This is a genomic window from Variovorax sp. 20P10.2.4 (assembly GCF_058244205.1).
Genome location: NZ_JBZAYE010000953.1, coordinates 1 through 2,043 on the forward strand (window position 1 = coordinate 1; position 2,043 = coordinate 2,043).

The 2,043-nt window shown below is 71.5% G+C and carries 2 protein-coding genes; both read left to right on the forward strand.

The window, feature by feature from the left end:
• Positions 1–261: 261 nt before the first annotated feature.
• Positions 262–1,647, forward strand: coding sequence for a sensor histidine kinase efflux regulator BaeS (gene baeS / locus AC27VN_RS39835; RefSeq protein ID WP_490880265.1), 1,386 nt, complete (start codon positions 262–264; stop codon positions 1,645–1,647).
• A 61-nt stretch (positions 1,648–1,708) separates the two neighbouring features.
• A partial coding sequence (locus AC27VN_RS39840) for a response regulator (RefSeq protein ID WP_490880266.1) occupies positions 1,709–2,043 on the forward strand: 335 nt, incomplete at its 3' end.

A 2,043-nucleotide genomic window follows, 5' to 3' on the forward strand; every position in this document is an offset into this window, starting at 1 on the left:
CCGCGAGCGCGCAGGCACCCAGGAGGGAAAGGAGGGCCCGCGACGCGCGCGAGGCCTGGCGCGCACGGGCGTGCACTGCGAGATGGGAAGACATGGGAGGGGGAATCCGGTTCCGAGGTCGCCATCTTGCGAGTGCAATGTGGAGCAACTGTGAAGATCGTACCCCCGACATGGCCTTGCTTGCTTTTGCGGGCCGTCGCGCAGCCAATCGCCGCAGGGCCGCCCGTGCCATCGGCCCGCGCGGCATCATCGGCATCCATCATGAGAATCGGCATCCGGACCAAGCTCTTCTTCTTCCTGCTGGTGGCTTGCGCCGCCGTGGTGGTGGTTCAGGCCGGCGCCATGCGCTTCGTGTTCGCGCGCGGTTTCCTCGGCTACCTCAACCAGCAGGGCCGCGCGCATGTCGAGGAGATGCTGCCGCGCGTGGCTGCGGCCTACGCGGCGCATGGCGACTGGCAGTTCCTGCGGCAGGACTTCCGCAACTGGATGGAGCTGGTGCTGCCGATCGCGCGCGAGCCCGGCGTGGATCCGGCGCCGCAGCTCGCCTCGTCCGACCAGACCGGCGCCCTTGCGCGCATCGGCCTGCTCGACGCGCAGCTGCGCCGCGTGGTCGGCAATCCCTCGGTCGGGCCGGACTCGATCCGGCTGCCGGTGACGGTCGACGGGCGCATCGTCGGCTGGGTGGCGATGGTGCCCTTCGAGGACGTGCTGCCCAAGGACGACGCGCGCTTCCTCGAGCGACAGTTCAAGGCCCTGACGCTGATCGGCCTGGGCTCGATCGCGGTGGCGGCGCTGCTGACCTTCGTGCTGTCGCGTGCGCTGCTGCGGCGGGTGCGCGGCATGGCCGGCGCCACGCAGCGGCTGGCCGCCGGCGACTACGCCTCGCGCATCGAGGTCGGCTCGAACGACGAGCTCGGCCATCTCGCGAAGGACTTCAACCGCATGGCGCAGACGCTGGAGCACACCGAGCGCGCGCGCCGCACCTTCATGGCCGACATCTCGCACGAGCTGCGCACGCCGCTGGCGGTGCTCCGCGCCGAGCTCGAGGCGATCCAGGACGGCATCCGCTCGACCACCGCGCAGTCGGTCGATGCGATGCATGCCGAGGTCGGCCGGCTGGGCAAGCTGGTCGACGACCTGCACGACCTCTCGCTGACCGACATCGGCGCGATGACCTACCGGCGCACGCCGATCGACGTCGCCACCGTGCTGCGCGCGGCGGTCGGCAGCATGCAGGGCCGGCTGGAAGCGGAGGGCCTCGAGCTGCGGGTACGGATCGCGCAGGCACCGCTGTCCATCAGCGGCGACGAGCGGCGGCTGCAGCAGCTGGCGGCGAACCTGCTCGAGAACTCGCTGCGCTACACCGACCGCGGCGGCGTGGTGCAGGTGCGCGCCGACCGCCACGAGGGCGGCGTGCGCATCGTGGTGGAAGACAGCGCGCCCGGCGTGCCGCTCGACAAGCTCGAGAAGCTGTTCGAGCGCTTCTACCGCGTCGAGGGCTCGCGCAACCGCGCCAGCGGCGGCAGCGGGCTGGGCCTGGCGATCTGCCGCAACATCGTCGAGGCGCACGAGGGCCGCATCCAGGCCCAGGCCTCGCCGTTCGGCGGACTGCGCATCGTCATCGACCTGCCGGGGATCGACGGATGAGCGCCGCGCCGGGCCGCCCCAAGCAATCTCGCACCGCAGTGCGAAGCACGAAGGTCTTTCAATGAGCCCGGGCCTTCCGACCCTGGGCCATGTGCTCGTCGTCGAGGACGAGCCGCGGCTGGCGGCCGTGCTCGGCGACTACCTCGCGGCGGCCGGCTACACGCACCACTGGGTCGCCGACGGCAACGCGGCGCTGCCGGCCTTCCATGCGCAGCGGCCCGACCTGGTGCTGCTCGACCTGATGCTGCCCGGGCGCGACGGCGTGGAGATCTGCCGCGACCTGCGGCGCCTCGGCGCGGTGCCGGTGATCATGGTCACCGCGCGTGTCGAGGAGGTCGATCGCCTGCTGGGGCTGGAGATCGGCGCCGACGACTACGTGTGCAAGCCCTTCAGTCC

Excerpts from the sequence above, each read along its gene's own strand:
- baeS (WP_490880265.1), top strand. The coding sequence starts at position 262 with ATGAGAATCGGCATCCGGACCAAGCTCTTCTTCTTCCTGCTGGTGGCT.